Consider the following 15017-nt stretch of genomic DNA (forward strand, 5'->3'; position numbering starts at 1 on the left):
ATCTAGTGAAAATCGCGCGACTTCGGCAAAATTCTCACATTGCGCGGATGGCTGCGCGGATGCTGGGGGTGGATAAATTCGTCCGCGCGAGACAGGACGATTTCCGGACGATGCGCCTCTGACAGCCTATTGAGCTCCTGGCTGCGGTCGATAATGCGCTGCGCCATTAGATGCACGACATTCTCCGGGCTTTTCTGCACCCTTCCTTCCACCAGCATGAGTCGTGACGCCATCGACTCGCGGCGGTAGCGTTCAAAGAGCCGCGCCCAGATGACGATGTTGAGAACGCCGGTTTCGTCTTCGAGCGTGACAAAAATGGCGTTGCCTTGTCCCGGCCGTTGTCGCACCAGCACGACGCCGGCTCCACGCGCAAAGGCCCCGTCGGCGAGCGCCGAAACTTCCGCGCAGGCCATGATCCGTTCGCGCGCGAAAATCGGCCGCAGCACCGCCATTGGATGCGCTTTCAACGAAAGCCGCAGCGTCTGATAATCGGCCGCGACATGTTCGCCAAGCGACATCGGCGGCAATAGCGGATCTTCTTCCCTGGCGAGTTCGCGGGCGTCAGCAGCCGCAAAGAGCGGCAGGGGTTTCGCGTCTGGCAGACGCCGCACGGCCCAGAGCGCGTCGCGGCGGTCGCTTTGCAATGAGCGGAAAGCGTCGGCGTCGGCGAGCGCGCGCATCGTCGCGGCGTTGAGCGCCGCACGCCGCGCGAGATCTTCGACGCTGTCATAGCACTTCGTCCGCGCTTCGACGATGCGTCTTCCTTCGCTCTCGTGCACGCCGTCCGCCTGCCGAAAGCCGAGGCGCAGCGCGAGAGCGCCATCGTCCGCGCGCTCCAGCGTATTGTCCCAATCGCTGAAATTCACATCGACGGCGCGAACGTCGACGCCATGCTCGCGCGCGTCGCGCACGATCTGCGCCGGCGCATAAAAGCCCATCGGCTGTGAATTGAGCAGCGCGCAGGCGAAGATCGCCGGATGGTGGCATTTGATCCAGGAGGAGATGTAGACGAGCTTGGCGAAGGATGCGGCGTGGCTTTCGGGAAAGCCATAAGAGCCGAAACCCTTGATCTGCTCGAAACAGCTTTGCGCGAAGGCGCGATCATAGCCGCGCGCCGCCATGCGCTCGACCATCATCGCCTCGAATTGATGGATCGTGCCGACATTGCGGAAGGTCGCCATGGCGCGGCGCAGACGATTGGCTTCAACATCGGAGAATTTCGCCGCGACCATGGCGAGCTTCATCGCTTGCTCCTGAAAGAGCGGCACGCCCTTGGTCTTTTCGAGCACTTTGCGCAATTCATCCGCCGGTCCGTGCTCCGGCGCTGGCGAGGGATAGGTCACTGGCTCGCTTCCAGAGCGGCGGCGCAGATAGGGATGCACCATATTGCCCTGGATGGGTCCCGGCCGCACGATCGCCACCTGAATGACGAGATCGTAGAATTCACGCGGCTTCAATCGCGGCAGCATGTTCATCTGCGCGCGGCTCTCGACCTGAAAGACGCCGATCGAGTCGCCTCTGCACAGCATGTCATAGGTCGCCGCGTCATCGGCCGGGACGTCGGCGAGGCCCATGTCCTTTCCTTCATGGGCGCGCAAATAATCGAAGCATTTTCTAATGCAGGTGAGCATGCCGAGCGCCAGCACGTCGACCTTCATCAGACCGAGCGCGTCGATGTCGTCCTTGTCCCATTCGATGAAAGTTCGGTCCGGCATCGCGGCGTTGGCGATGGGCGTCAGCTCGTCGAGCCGCCCGCGCGCGAGAACGAAACCGCCGACATGCTGCGAGAGATGACGCGGAAAGCCGAGCAGCCGCGTCGCAAAATGAATGGCGCGGCGGATAATGGGATTTTCGGGATCAAGTCCTGTTTGGCGGATGTAGGCCTGCGGAATGTTGGAGCCCCAACTGCCCCATTGCGTGCTGGCGAGCGCGGCGGTCACATCCTCGGTCAGTCCGAAGACCTTGCCGACTTCCCGAATGGCGCTGCGCGGCCGATAGCTGATGACGGTTGCGACGAGTCCCGCACGCTCGCGGCCGTATTTCGCGTAAATATGCTGGATGATCTCCTCGCGCCGCTCATGCTCGAAATCGACGTCGATGTCGGGCGGCTCCTTGCGCTCCTGCGAGATGAATCTGGCGAAGAGCAGATCATTCTCCGCCGGATCGACGCTGGTGACGCCGAGCACATAGCAGACGGCGGAATTGGCGGCGGAGCCGCGCCCCTGACAGAGAATCCCCTTGTCTTCGGCGATCCGCACGATGTCGTGAATGGTGAGAAAATAGCGCGCGTAGTCGAGCGTCTTGATGAGCGTCAGCTCCTCGCGCAGGAGCGTCTCGACCTTCTCCGGCACGCCGTCGGGATAGCGCATCGCCGCATGGCGCCAGGTCAGCTCCTCGAGCCATTCCTGGGGATTGCGCCCAGGGGGCACAGGCTCGTCCGGATATTCATATGTCAATTGATCGAGCGAGAAATCGACGCGCGCCAGAAAACATTGGGTTTCATCGATCGCCTCCGGCGCGTCAGCGAAGAGACGCGTCATTTCGTCGGGCGTCTTCAAATGGCGCTCGGCGTTGACCTCCAGCCGGCGCCCGGCGTGCGCGAGCGTCACGCCCTCGCGAATGCAGGTCATCACGTCCTGCAGATCGCGCTGGCCGGGATCGGCGTAAAGCGCGTCATTCGTCGCAATTAACGGCGTCCGCGTTCGCGCGGCGATTTCTTTCAGTCTTGCAAGGCGCCGCCGATCGTCGCCGCGCCGCGGCATGGTCGCGCCGAGCCAGACGTCGCCCTGCGCGAGATCGTTGAGGCGCGCGAGCGTTGACTGCAGACGAGAGAGATTGCGCGAAGGCATGACGATCAACAAAAGATCGCGCGCGGCATGCGCGAGATCGTCGACAAAAAGATGGCATTCGCCTTTTTTGGCGCGCAGATTCCCTGTCGTCAGCAGCCGCGTGAGCCTCGCCCAGCCGTTGCGATTTTGCGGATGAACGACGATGTCGGGCGTTTCATCAGCGAAGATGAGCCGCGCGCCGACGACAAGCTTGAAGGAATGGATGCGCTCTGCGCTAAGCTCAGCGAGAAGCGCCGCATCGTCGCCTGCCGGCGGATCGCGCAATTTTTCGCGCAGCTCTTTAAGCGCCGCATAGGCGCGCACGCCGCCGGCGACGCTGTTGCGGTCGGCGATTCCGATGCCGTTCTGGCCGAGCCGCAGCGCCGTCAGAACCATGTCTGACGAATGCGACGCGCCCCGCAGGAAGGAGAAATTCGTCGCGGCGACGAGCTCTGCGAAAGGCGCGCTCATGCGAAAAGCCCATGCAGAAACCAGCGTGGCGCGGCGGTTTCGCTTTCATAGAGGCCCTCGCGAAACACCCAGAAGCGATGGCCTTTGCGATCCTCCAGCCGGTAATAGTCGCGCGTTCGTCTGTCGCGGCCGACCGGGCCGCGCCACCATTCTGGCGCGATGCGCTCCGGCCCTTCGGCGCGGGCGATCATGTGGCGCACGCGGCGCCATTTGAAATGCATCGGCGGCCCGTCCGGCGTCTCAGCCATGGTTTCGATGGGCTGCGGCGGATCGAATAGAAACAATGGCCGCAAGGGCGGCTCGCCCGGCTCCGGCTTCTCCCAGGAACTGGGCCGGGAAGAAGGAGACGCTGCGGCGTAAACATAGGAGGCGGCACGTACGGGATCATGCGTCTCATGCGCCGCAAAGCGCAGCACACGTTCGCGGCCAAAACGCGCTGCGAGGCGATCGACGAGATCGGCGACATCGCTCTCTTGCGCGCCTTGCCGCTCGAAGCCGATCTGGCTTTGCGCCAGAGTTTCGGCGCGCAAGACGCAAAAGCGGATGACGTCGAAGCCGAATCCCGGATCGAGCGGGTCTGTGAGCGAGTCGGCCTTGAGCCTGAAGAGCCGCAGAAGCGCCTCGACATTGCGCGAGGGCGCGCCGGTTTCGAAATTGAGGGCCGCGACGGCGCCGTCGGCGCGAAAGAAGCGCGCTTCAAAAGCGCGGCCGCCCTCGCCGCGCTTTTCGAGAATGCCCATCGCTTCCGCGATCAGCGGGCGCAGAACATTCTCTATCGCGGCGAGATCGAGGAAGGGTTCGGCGAAGCGCCGCTCGACTATGCATTCCGGCAAGGGCCGCAAGGGCGTGATGCGCGCGTCTTCGCGTCCCAGAATGCGCGTCAGCCGCCGCATCGTCTCGGCGCCAAAACGCGCCGTCAACGCGGCCGAGGAACGATCAGCGAGATCGCCTAAGGTCATAAGGCCCGCGCGCGTCAACGCGACGCTCGTCTCTCTTGGCGCTTCGAGCACGGCGATGGACAGCGGGCGGGTGAAATTTTCGTCCTCGCCCGGAGGCGTGACGCCTTCTGCGCCAAAACGCGCCAAGGCGCGCGCGGCGTCTGGCGTTCCGGCGACGGCGACGCGACCCGTGAAGGAGAGGCGCGCCATCGCCTGCAGGACGCAGGCGCGCATCGCGGCCTCGCCGCCGAAAAGATGCGCGCAGCCGGTTACGTCCAGCATGAGGCCGCAAGTCGGATCGACCGCCACGAGCGGCGTGAACTGTTCGCAGAAGGCGGCAAGACCCAGCATCAACCGCTCATCCGCCGCCTCGTCGGCCTGCGCGACTGAGAGATGGGGGGCGCGGGCCCTGGCGTCGGCGAGCGTCATGCCCGGCGTCAGGCCGAGCGCGATCGCCTTTCGATCGAGCGCGTCGACGCGCAGCGCGCTGCGTTCTTTTTTGACGAGGACGAGCGGCGCGTCATCCGTACTTGCGTTTGGCCGCCTGCCGCGCGCCTTCGCCAGACGCTCCGCCGACAGGAAGGGAAGCCACAGGGCCAGATAGCGACGGTGCGTCGAATGTTCTGTCCTCGAAGGCGCCACGGTCACGGTTCCACTCCACACGCCACTCATGCCACTCTTGCCCCGCCGCGCCGCCACGCTGGCGCAGCAGAAAAATCGCAAAAGCCGGAGATCCCGGCGCATTCGCCGCAAGCGCGCGGGAAGGCGCCGAACGCACGAGCCAGCGGCTCGCGGCGGCGCTCGGCGCAGGGGAGGCGGCGACTCTCGCGATGAAGATCGGCGCGCCGGCGGCGGCGGCCGCCAAGGCGAGGCGCCTGCTCGCGGTCAAATCATAGGCGCGCGCTTCGCCAAAGAGTTCGATCAGAGTCGCGCCGACGGCGGCGCAGCGTCCGGCTTCTGCGCCCGCCTGCAGCGCCTCCTTTGCGTCGCGCACGCGAATGAAGGCGACGGCGGCGGGGTCGAGGCCAATGTCGGCGAGGCCCGGCAGATAGGGCGCGCCGGATTCGGCGGTCAGGGCCTCCTGCCGCGCCCAGAGCAGCGGCTTTTCGGCGCCCGCCATCGCGCGCCTGGCGAGCGCCAGAGCGAAGCCTGTCGCCGCCGGGGCGTCGGCGGCGGTTTCGGCATAGGCCTCATGCAGCGCCGCGCGCAGAATCCCGCCGCCGAGCCGCTGATCGAGGCTCGCCGCGCCGAGCGCGATGGTCTCGGACGCTGTGGCCGAGTAGGCGCAAGCCAGGCTTTTCCGCAGCGACGCCAGCGGATGGGTCATCTCATATGTTCCTGTTATGTTCTTATAATGACTCCCGAGGCGGGAGAGTCAAGGGCGGGGAGCGGGCTCATGGCGTTTCGGTTTCGATGTGGTTTGCCGGCTTCGGCGCGTCTGCATCTATGACGGCGTCCATCTCAAACTGACCCACTACCCCGTCTCGCCGACGCTCTTGATCGGTTGCCGCAGGATCGTCCGGAGCTTTTCCGGCGGCGTCCTGCGCGCGTCGCTCAGATAGATTTCGTGATGGGGTCCCGCGAAAGTCACGCCTTTGGCGGGCATGATCTCATTGTGAAGCCTGGCGAGCGTCGGACCTTCGTCGTCATAGCCGCCGATGTGCAACGTCTGCAGGCATCGCCCTTCATTCAACGGCTCAAAGCGCAGCGATGGCGGCGGTTCGCCCAGCTTGTCGCCCGATTTCGACAGGGCGGCTTCATATATGGATCGGTCGATGAATTCCGGCGCCAGAATCATCATCGTCCACCGCCACAGATGTTTCCGGCGCTTGACGAAATCGTCGGGATTGTCGGCCCACCACAGCCCTTCGAGGGGCGGGACGACATAATCTTTCTGCAATCTCGCTTTCGCGGCGAATTTGATCGCGTAGCTGACGGCATACAGGCATTCGATGGCGCGCGCATAGGCCGGCGCACGATTGGGATCCCCATTCCCATCGATCTTGACGAATTGCAGGATCGGCGCGTCGATGGTCACAAACTCGCCAGTCGGCGCGCTGTAGAGCGTTGAAAGCTTCTTCTTGAAATCGATCTTGTCCATATCGGCTTTCTCACGCTGATATGAAATCCTTTTGAACGGCTCGGCTGTCATTCCCGACGCGCGCGTAAGGCGCGCGCTCGGGAATCCCGAGCAATGCCAATGTTCTTTTTGGCACTGGATTCCCGATCAGGCCTTTCAGCCTGCCGGGAATGACGCGGTTCAGGCAAACGGATCAACAGGAATCCGTATCACTTCGTCTTCAGATATTCGACGATGGCCATGGCGCCAGCGACGTCGTCCGACCAATCGAGCTTCATGGACTTGCCGTCCTCGACGACGTCCTTGTCGTGCCCCTTGTTGGAGAGCGCCGGAAAGGACGTCGTGTCGAACCGATAGCCCTCGCGCGAGAGCGTCTGCGCCGGCTCCCAAGAGAAGCCGACGAGCTTCTTGTCGTAATCGAGCCGGCTCTTGATGAAGACGGCCGGGCGCTCGCGCGGAACGAGGAGATGATAGAGCGTCGGCACCGAGCCATTGTGCAAATAAGGCGCTTGCGCCCACACGCCGCCGAGCGGAAGGGCGTTATAGCCGTCATGCGTCGCGGGATCGGCCATGGAGACGTCGGCGCGGTTCTCCAGCGACACGCCTTCAAACTTCGCGCAAGGCGCGATCCGATCCCCTGAGGGCGGCATCTCGACGACTCTCGTCGGCGGACAAATCTTCGTGAAGCTGTCGCGGGCATTTTTCGCGATTGCTTCGCTGACGACGCGGGCCCGCCCAAGGTCAGTGCCTAAGTCATAGACCTTGCCGTTATGCGGCCGATGGCACGCCGCGCAATTTTCATCAAAGAGCGCCGCGCCTTTTTTCGCGAGCGCGAGATCGACGGGGAAGGGGTAGACGGGCGCCGGCAGATCGCGCAGCAAATCCTCGCTGAAGGCGGCGATGCGAATGTCGGTGTCGGGTCCAAGTCCCAGAGTTAATTCCGCCGCAAGGTTGCGGAAGATCGGAATGGGGATATTGCCGTTCCACTGGCCGCCGCCGTCGATAAGCTGCATGTGATCCGGAGACCAGCGCGCCAGGCGCTTCTCCTGTTCCCAGACAGCCATAAAGTCAGTGATGCCTGGCGTCGGCGGCAGGTTTGTCTTCGGATCAGGATTTTCGCCGCGCGCTTCGGCGGCGGCATAGGCCATCGACGTGCTGACGCCGGTTGCGTCGGCCATCCCGCCGAAGCCTTGCGTCATCTGCTCCTCGAAGCCTTTGTAGTTCTTGTAGACGAGATCGAGGAGCGAGACATATTCCAGCCCGGCGCGGGCAAGGTATTTGCCGATGATCGCAGGAGCGTTCTGTTTGAAGAGTTCGATCTGCCGAGCCTCATAGGCGGCGTCGAACCGGCGGCCTGCAAATGTGTAATTCTTGTAGAAGTAATTCCTGTCCTGCGCATGAACCATGTCAAGCGCTGCAAGGACCGCCTTCGTCGCCTGTTCGGTTTTCTCCTCGGGAGTCGTTGCGCCCGCGGTGATCTTCTTAATCGTGTTCCTGACCCTGACGCGATACTGAACGAGATTGAACTGCGCGTTCACGCCGCCGTCGAGATAGCGAAAACTGCCGTCATCGAGGCGCACGCGACCGATATGGCAGGCGCCGCAACTCAAAGCTGCGTAATCGAGGCGGCCGTTTGGATCGTCGCGCGCCAGTCCGGTCCAACCAAAGCCGCGCGCAATGGGGTAGGCGGGGTCGCGCTCGTCGACGAAAAGGCCGGCGACGTCGAGAAAATTATTCGCGCTTCCCCATTCTTCGGGCGCGAGCTTCGGCAAGAGCTTCAGGATAATAAACGGCGCGCCGTCCGTGAGGCCAAAGGGAAAATCCGCAAACCACCGGTAAGCGACTGGCTTGCGGCTGATGTAGCCGTCGAGCGCATTCATGCGTCTTTCTTGTTCCGCCCGCCACTCGCCGGCGGGCGCCGTTTGCCCCAAAGCCGGCGCGTTGAAATAAGCGTACGACGCCTGCGCGAGGCACGCGATGAGCGAAACGCGCGAGAAAATTCGTGCGAGAGTCACCATGGCCATTTTGGAAATCCCGTTGGCTCTTTGGGCTGGGACCGGAATTTGGAAGAGGCGATGTAGACGCCGCGACGCAGCCGATTGATTCCGCCGATCGGCTGATGCGCCGTCAGCCCATGCCATGGCGTAAAGGCCATATGCTCGCATTCGGTCACCTGGAGCGGATTGTCAAAATTTTGCTGATCGATCTCAATCGTCGCGACATTTTGCGGCGGCGCCGTCGTCTCGGGCCATTCAGCGGTCGCGTCTTCGATCGGCAGCGAATCGTCGTTGCGCAGCTGCACCCTGAAATCGAAGATGGCCGGCTTGCCAATTGCGGGATCGAGGCTTTTCTTCATCGCCTCACGCAGATAATTCGTGCTTGGATTTTCCGGGACAGGCGTTTTCTCAGCGCTGCGTGGCGTGACACTGAATTTCGCGACCTTGTCCGCGCCATAGAGGAATGGCGCCGCGGAAAAATACGGACTCTCGAGGGGATCGCCGAGACTGGTTTGCTTGATCTTCTTGACGACCGCCGCCGTCTTCAATTTTTCAGGCGACAGGGGCGGCGCAAAAAATGACGTTATGTCGTCGTGTTTGGCGAGCTGAATTTTCGTGACTTGCAAATATTCGGACACATTGGGAAAGGCGAAGGCGGGAAGATTGATCAGCAGAAAGTCTTGCGTCTTGGCGCCAGGTTCATTCAGTAGCGTATCGCCTTCGACGCCGATCAGCTTAATCGCCATGCCGCGGCTGTCGGGGCCGCCCTTGCCAAGATCAGGCGCGAGAAAGGGCGTGGCGTTCGAAAAGCGAATCCATGCCGAATATTTTCTGCCGGGCGTTGCGAATACGCCAACTTTATAATTCTCGGGAATGTCAGGATTGACCGTGAATGTCGCTTTGACGCAGCCGTGATCCTTCGGATGCACGCCGCGCCGCGCCATGCCCTCCGGATAGCGCATCTGCAGAAGCTGCGTAGTGAGGTCAATGATTTGCGCAATCTGCTCGGCTTCGCCTTGCGGCGCTTTTTCGAATTTCGTCAGCGGGGACGACGTTGCGGCGGCGCCCGCCTCTTCGGCTCGGGCGGCCTGATGCGGAGTGGCGAAAATTGCCAACAGGGTGGCCGCCCCGACCGACGCGGCGCGTCTCTTGATCATGATTCCTCCCCTTCAAATTCCATGTTGATTGTGCGAAGGGATCGCTTGTCGCGACCGCAAGCCTGGCCGTGACGAACGTCGCCGAAAGCAGTTTGTCAAAAACTCACTCGCCCACCCCCATCTGAATAGACGAAATCAACTTCTCTCGATTTTGGAGCCAACAAAGTCGGATAAGCTCGCTTTCAGTGGGGAACGCGGGAACGCTCGTTAAGGTTCCGCCGGCGGCCGTTTCGCACGGCCACGCAAGGAGGCCTTATTTGCGCGACATGGCGCCCGCCAGTTGCGCCTCTTCTGCACGCCACTATAGTGGCGGTTCCCCAAATCGCAGGATGCTTTGCTGCATTGCAGATCGCGCTTGCGCCGGGGCGCCGCTCGGCAAAAAATGGTTGTTGTGGGAGCGCATTCGCAACGGCGCAGATGTCATCGAACGGTCGTGAAAAGCGGGCTTCGATGCGCTCCAGACAATGTGCTCGATGATCCTGGCCGAAACGGACTCAGATAACGCTCCCGTAAATTCGCGTCGCTTCGGCGTCGAGACTCGCGCGCAATTTTGCGCCGAGCTTATTCATAGCGCTTGTCCGGGTCGAATCCGTATTCGCCATATGGGACTGCGCGGCCGGGCGCCGCTAGCGCGGGCCGTGGAGGGGCGACTTCGGCGCCTTCCCGGCGTTCTCTATATTCGCGCAAGCGAACTGACGGGTTCGACTCTCATTGAATTTCAGCAGCCGCTCACAAGCGCGCGTTTGATCCAAGCGCTCGAATCGGTCATCGCCGAAGAGCCGACATGGGAATCTGGCGAGGGCGCGTCGCCAATGGCGGAACACGCCGCGCATGCCGAGACTGCCGACGCGCTCGCCGTGCGACTGGAGACAGACATTGCTCGAGGTTTAACCAGAGAAGAAGCCACGGCAAGGTTGGAGAAATGGGGGCGCAACGAGCTCCGCCGCGCAGAACCGCGTTCGACTGCGAGTATTTTTGCTGAGCAGATGACCAGCCTGCCCGTCGCCTTGCTCGCTGCATCGGCGGCGGTGTCGCTGGCGACCGGCGGCGTCGCCGACGCGGTGATGATCGCCGCCGTGGTGCTCGTCAACGCCGGGATCGCTACGGCCACTGAGCGTCAGGCCGATCGCACGATTTCGAGCCTTGCTGGCGAGGAGCTGTCGGACGCCGTCGTCATCCGCGATGGCGCGCGACTGGAGATTGATGCGCGTGACCTCGCGCCGGGCGACCTCTTGTTGATCGAGCGCGGCGCTTTCGTTGCGGCAGACGCGCGCTTGATCGCCAGCGACGATTTGACGGTGAACGAATCGCCGCTGACCGGCGAGGCTCAACCCGCGCCCAAAGACGAAAAACTCGTTTTGTCGTTGGACACGGGGGTCCCGGATCGCCGCAATATGGTGTTTCGCGGAACAGCAGTGACTGGCGGATCCGGCGTGGCGATCGTCACTGCGGTTGGGGCGCACACGGAGATCGGCCGTGTGCAGCAATTGCTCGGCGCGTTGCGGCCGCCGCCGACTCCCATCCAGCGCGAACTCGGCGAAGTTGAGCGCGAACTTGTCGTCATAAACGGCATTATCTGCGCGAGCGTCTTCGCTCTTGGCCTCTTACGTGGCCACGGGCTTATTCCCACTTTGCGCAGCGCGATCTCGCTTGCGGTCGCCGCCATTCCCGAGGGGCTGCCGGCGGTTGCGACAACAACGCTCGCCTTGGGCGTGCAGGACATGCGCAAGCGCAAGGTGTTGGTCCGCAAAATCGACGCCGTCGAAACGCTTGGGGCCATTGAAGCAATTGGGCTCGACAAGACTGGCACGCTTACCGAAAATCGCATGGCGACGGTCGGCGTTCATGTGGATGGCGCGGCCTTCGAATTGCGAGATGGGCGCCTCTTGCGCGATGGGGCGGATGCGCCTGCCGATGCGATCGCCATTGCGCGCCGCCTGTTCGAGGTTGCGACTCTCTGCAGCGACGCTGGCGTAAGGCCTGCGTCAAAAGGCTGGGAGATCGATGGCACGCCGACGGAAACTGCGTTGGTCGAAGCTGGCGTGGCGATGGGGATCGATCCTGTCGGTCTGCGTCGGTGTGCCTTTACAGTGACATGCGTGGCGCGCGGCGAAGGGCGCAAGCGCATGAGCACGCTCCACGAAGCAGGGGATGGTCCGCGCATTCTCTGCGTCAAAGGCGATCCGGTCGAGGTCCTCGCGCGCTGCGCGACGCGCAGGACCGCTAACGGGGTCACACCCCTCGATGAAGCGGCGCGCAGAGCCATTCTCAAAGCCAATGAACGCATGGCCGGAGACGCGCTGCGGGTGCTTGGGGTCGCGATCAGTGAAGCCGGCGGCGATCCCCGTGATGAACGGGATCTCATATGGCTCGGCCTCGCGGGCATGGCGAATCCTATTCGGCCGAGCGTCGCGCCGGCGCTTAGACAGCTGCATCGCGCCGGCGTGCGCACGGTGATGATCACCGGCGATCAGAGCGCGACGGCCTTCGCCATCGCGCGGCGGCTCGATCTCAATGACGGCGGCGAATTGCGCGTGCTCGAAGCCGGGCAGATGGCGAAAATGCAGCCCGAGATGCTCGAGGCGCTGGCGAGGCAGCCGCAAGTCTTCGCGCGCGTCAGCCCCGTCGATAAGCTCAACATCGTCAAGGCGCTGCAAGGACACGGCCATATCGTCGCGATGACTGGCGATGGCGTCAACGACGGCCCGGCCTTGCGGGCCGCGGACGTCGGCATCGCCATGGGGGGAGAGGGCGCCGACGTCGCCCGTCAGGTCGCCGACATCGTGCTCGCCTCAGACGATATGGACGGCGTCGTCGAGGCCATAAGACTGGGCCGCGCCACTTACGCCAACATCCGCAAGGTTCTGCGTTATCTCGTTTCGACGAATGCGTCCGAGACCATCGTTATGTTCGGCGCCGCGCTTGTCGGCGGCGAGCCGTTGACGCCGATGCAGCTGCTCTGGCTCAATCTGGCGACCGACGCCCTGCCGGCGATTGCGCTGGGCGTGGAGCCCCCGGAGGCAGACGTTCTCGACAAGCCGCCGCATGATCCGAAGGCGCCAATTCTGGCGGCGTCCGATTTCCGTCGCGTTCTTCGGGAGGGATCAGTCATGGGCGCTGCGGCGCTCGCCAGCTACTTCAGTCTTGGCGGCGGCGCTGGCGGCGCGCGCGCCAACACTGTCACCTTTCATGGCTTGACCTGCGGCCAGCTGCTCCACAGCCTGTCCTGTCGTTCCGAGCTACGCGGCTTGAGCTCAGAGATTGGCAGGCCCCCCAATGCGACGCTATATGTGGGCGTCGGCGCGACCCTGTTGCTGCAGGCGGGCGTGCAGCTCTTTCCCTTCACTCGGCGCCTTTTGGGCCTATCGCCGCTCGGAGCGGGCGATCTATTGCGGATCGGCGCAATCGCACTCGGCAGTTCCCTCGCTAACGATATCATCGGTCGAATTGCGAATCGCGAAGCGGCGCCGCCGCGCGCCAGCGGAGAAAGCCATGTCTCCTGACATGATCTTCACGTCGGAGTCGGTGACGCCAGGCCATCCCGACAAGCTTTGCGATCAGATCAGCGACGCAGCCATCGACGCGCTGCTGCGCGAAGACGCGCGTGCGCGCGCGACCGTCGAATGCGCGCTCGCGACGGGCATTTTGTTTCTTGCCGCACGGTACGCCGCCGACGCGCTCGTCGATTTACCCGCGCTTGCCCGCGCGGTGATGCAAGACGCCGGCTATGCCGCCGGGATTTTCGACGCGCGCAATTGTTCGATTCTGACAAGCTTTGTCGAAATGCCGCTCGACGCGCGCGAGCCGCCGCTTTGGGAGCTCGACGATGACGAAGCGATCGGCAGGCGCGTCGCGCATGAGCAAGCCAATGTCTTCGGTTACGCCTGCCGCGATACGCCAGAATTCATGCCGGCGCCGATCAGTCTTGCACATAGAGTCGCGCGAGCGCTTGACGCCGCTCGGCGCAACGGATTTTCCTCGCTTTCGCCTGACGCCAAGACGCAAGTGTCCGTGGAGTTTCACGGCGGTCGTCCATCGCGCATTCACGGCGTGTCGCTGACCGTGGCGTTCGACGGCGCGGCGCTGGACGAAGACAAGTTCGAACAATTGCGTGCGATCGCGCTTGATGCTCTTTCTATTGGCAATATGGGGCCGGACGCTCAGACGAAGGTTCAGGTCAACGCCGGCGAACCATTCGAAATTGGAGGTCCTGCGCGTCATGCAGGGCTGACCGGACGCAAGAACGGGATCGACTCCTATGGCGAGATCGCGCGCCAGAGCGGCTCAGCGCTTTCGGGCAAGGACCCTTCGCGCGTCGAACGCGCCGGCGCCTATGCCGCAAGGCACGCCGCCAAGAACATTGTCGCGGCAGGGCTCGCAGAGCGTTGCGAAGTCCATTTGGCTTACGCGGCAGGGCAGGCGAAGCCGCTCAGCCTCTCGGTTGAGACTTTCGGCTCCGGGCGTCTTGGGGATGAGAAACTGGCGGGACGGGTCGGGGAGCTTTTGGATTTCCGGCCGGCTTCGATCGTCCGCCGCTTCGGCTTGCGCACGGCGCCTGCGGCGTCCGGCGCAGCCGGCTTTTATCTTCCGCTTGCGACCTACGGACATTTTGGCCGCGCCGATCTCGATCTGCCGTGGGAAGCGACCGACGTTATCGACGCGCTAAAGAGCTAGGCCTACTCGCCATTGTCGCCGTCGCCATCGAGCGACCAGACGCCGCCCAGGCGGGTCGCATACCAAAGCAGCGTGATCGCCGGCGGCCAGACTCGTTCCTTCGACATTTGCCAGAGCGCCGCGGCAAAGAGCGCGAGCGCCGCGACGATCTTCGGGTCGATCGAAATTTCGGCGGTTTCGCGCGTGATCTGCGGCGCTTCCCCGACGACAAACAGACGCGCTTCCTGCGCCGCAACGCCGATGCGCGCCAAGGGACCGCTGTGCTGAATGAGAACGCTGCCCGTCATCGGCGCCACTTCGACGGCGCGAACGCCGGCGATGGCCGAAAGGGCCTTTGACACTGAGGCGAAATAAGCGGCGTCGCCGCGACGGTCGGCAATGCGCAGCCGCGCGCGGCCCGGCATGGCGTGGGCGACTTGCGCCAACGGCAGAATTGCGTCGCCCATTTACGCGCTCTCGCCCGCCCGCGAGGCGGACGTTTCGCCCGCCGGGGCGCCGCTTTCAGACTTTGAGGCCTTTTCGGACTTCGTTTCGCGCTTCGCTTGTGCAGCTTTCGCCTGAGCCGCGGCCATCGCTGCGGCAAAAATATCGGCGGCGGCTTCGACCTTCGCTTCGGCGAAGAGATCCTCGGCGGCTTCGGCCAGCTCCGCGCCCTGCACGCGCGCCTCGTGATAGGCCATCATCGCGGCTTTCAGCGCCGCTTTAGCGACCGGGCGCATGCGCTGCGTTCCCTGACGGTTGAGGAGCAAAACGGCGGCGGCCCCTGTCAGAGCGCCCAATGCAAATCCAAAGGGTTTCATCACTTCGACTCCGTCCGATCCGCTCCAGGAAGCCAAAGCGGCGACGCAGGAACGCGCTATTATGCAACGATT

The 15017-nt window shown here is 63.3% G+C and carries 10 protein-coding genes; 2 read left to right on the forward strand and 8 right to left on the reverse strand.

What is annotated here, in order from left to right; translation table 11 throughout:
• Window positions 1-2: 2 nt before the first annotated feature.
• The 6 genes from FEV16_RS06835 to FEV16_RS06860 form a co-directional block, all read right to left on the reverse strand.
• Window positions 3-3299 carry an error-prone DNA polymerase gene (locus FEV16_RS06835; protein WP_138166902.1) on the reverse strand — a complete coding sequence of 1099 codons (3297 nt, stop codon included), beginning with the start codon at window positions 3297-3299 and terminating at the stop codon, window positions 3-5.
• Complete coding sequence (locus tag FEV16_RS06840; RefSeq protein ID WP_348639975.1) at window positions 3296-4837, reverse strand: DNA polymerase Y family protein; 1542 nt, start codon at window positions 4835-4837, stop codon at window positions 3296-3298. The genes FEV16_RS06835 and FEV16_RS06840 overlap by 4 nt, the downstream gene beginning before the upstream one ends.
• Entirely contained in the window at window positions 4758-5564 is an 807-nt protein-coding gene (locus tag FEV16_RS17150; protein WP_138166903.1) for a hypothetical protein, read from the reverse strand. Before FEV16_RS17150 ends, FEV16_RS06840 begins: the two co-directional genes overlap by 80 nt.
• A 147-nt stretch (window positions 5565-5711) precedes the next feature.
• Window positions 5712-6338 (reverse strand): GyrI-like domain-containing protein, encoded by a 627-nt coding sequence (locus FEV16_RS06850; RefSeq protein ID WP_138166904.1) that lies wholly within the window; start codon window positions 6336-6338, stop codon window positions 5712-5714.
• Window positions 6339-6526: 188 nt separating this feature from the next.
• Window positions 6527-8341, reverse strand: a complete 1815-nt coding sequence (locus FEV16_RS06855; protein ID WP_138166905.1) for a cytochrome c — start codon at window positions 8339-8341, stop codon at window positions 6527-6529.
• The gene (locus FEV16_RS06860) at window positions 8329-9471 is read right to left on the reverse strand and encodes a catalase family protein (RefSeq protein WP_138166906.1); all 1143 of its coding nucleotides are present in this window, start codon (window positions 9469-9471) and stop codon (window positions 8329-8331) included. The genes FEV16_RS06855 and FEV16_RS06860 overlap by 13 nt, the downstream gene beginning before the upstream one ends.
• A 464-nt stretch (window positions 9472-9935) precedes the next feature.
• Here FEV16_RS06860 and FEV16_RS06865 point away from each other — a divergent pair, with 464 nt between their 5' ends.
• Together FEV16_RS06865 and FEV16_RS06870 are read left to right on the forward strand one after the other, a co-directional pair.
• Window positions 9936-12974, forward strand: a complete 3039-nt coding sequence (locus FEV16_RS06865) for an HAD-IC family P-type ATPase (RefSeq protein ID WP_246657208.1) — start codon at window positions 9936-9938, stop codon at window positions 12972-12974.
• Complete coding sequence (locus FEV16_RS06870) at window positions 12964-14145, forward strand: methionine adenosyltransferase (RefSeq protein ID WP_138166907.1); 1182 nt, start codon at window positions 12964-12966, stop codon at window positions 14143-14145. The genes FEV16_RS06865 and FEV16_RS06870 overlap by 11 nt, the downstream gene beginning before the upstream one ends.
• Window positions 14146-14147: 2 nt before the next feature.
• On the opposite strand, the gene FEV16_RS06875 is transcribed toward FEV16_RS06870, so the two are convergent.
• The gene (locus FEV16_RS06875; RefSeq protein ID WP_138166908.1) at window positions 14148-14591 is read right to left on the reverse strand and encodes an HMA2 domain-containing protein; all 444 of its coding nucleotides are present in this window, start codon (window positions 14589-14591) and stop codon (window positions 14148-14150) included.
• A complete protein-coding gene (locus tag FEV16_RS06880; protein WP_138166909.1) occupies window positions 14592-14945 on the reverse strand; it encodes a DUF5132 domain-containing protein in 354 nt (117 codons plus the stop codon).
• Window positions 14946-15017 lie beyond the last annotated feature (72 nt).

This window comes from Methylocystis sp. B8 (assembly GCF_005771425.1).
Lineage (GTDB): Bacteria > Pseudomonadota > Alphaproteobacteria > Rhizobiales > Beijerinckiaceae > Methylocystis.

Excerpts from the sequence above, each read along its gene's own strand:
- FEV16_RS06835 (WP_138166902.1), bottom strand. The coding sequence starts at position 3,299 with ATGAGCGCGCCTTTCGCAGAGCTCGTCGCCGCGACGAATTTCTCCTTC.
- FEV16_RS17150 (WP_138166903.1), bottom strand. The coding sequence starts at position 5,564 with ATGACCCATCCGCTGGCGTCGCTGCGGAAAAGCCTGGCTTGCGCCTAC.
- FEV16_RS06850 (WP_138166904.1), bottom strand. The coding sequence starts at position 6,338 with ATGGACAAGATCGATTTCAAGAAGAAGCTTTCAACGCTCTACAGCGCG.
- FEV16_RS06855 (WP_138166905.1), bottom strand. The coding sequence starts at position 8,341 with ATGGCCATGGTGACTCTCGCACGAATTTTCTCGCGCGTTTCGCTCATC.
- FEV16_RS06860 (WP_138166906.1), bottom strand. The coding sequence starts at position 9,471 with ATGATCAAGAGACGCGCCGCGTCGGTCGGGGCGGCCACCCTGTTGGCA.
- FEV16_RS06865 (WP_246657208.1), top strand. The coding sequence starts at position 9,936 with ATGTGCTCGATGATCCTGGCCGAAACGGACTCAGATAACGCTCCCGTA.
- FEV16_RS06870 (WP_138166907.1), top strand. The coding sequence starts at position 12,964 with ATGTCTCCTGACATGATCTTCACGTCGGAGTCGGTGACGCCAGGCCAT.
- FEV16_RS06875 (WP_138166908.1), bottom strand. The coding sequence starts at position 14,591 with ATGGGCGACGCAATTCTGCCGTTGGCGCAAGTCGCCCACGCCATGCCG.
- FEV16_RS06880 (WP_138166909.1), bottom strand. The coding sequence starts at position 14,945 with ATGAAACCCTTTGGATTTGCATTGGGCGCTCTGACAGGGGCCGCCGCC.